At 51.2% G+C, this 248-nt stretch carries 1 protein-coding gene; it reads left to right on the forward strand.

All coding sequences use genetic code 11. The features are described 5' to 3' along the window. Positions 1-248: DUF262 domain-containing protein (locus tag R0K30_RS22970; RefSeq protein WP_410613278.1), on the forward strand; the 248-nt coding region annotated here is incomplete at both ends.

Here is a 248-nt window from a genome sequence, read left to right on the forward strand (position 1 = left end):
CATGTATGAGGCTGGACATATCTTTGTCCCCCCCGAGTACCAGCGTCAGTTTGTTTGGGGCCTGGAACGTCAGTCGCAACTAATCGAATCAGCTTTCCTTGGTATTCCGATTCAAAGCCTATTTATGGCTACAAATCCGGACTCCACTTGGGAGGTGGTCGATGGTGTGCAACGCATTGGCACATTAGCGCACTTCGTCGGTACGCCTGAGTTGCTTAAAGCTATAGGCCGAGACACCGCACTACAGA

The organism is Bacillus sp. SIMBA_154, assembly GCF_046536015.1.
Taxonomy (GTDB): Bacteria; Bacillota; Bacilli; order Bacillales; family Bacillaceae; genus Bacillus; species Bacillus pumilus_P.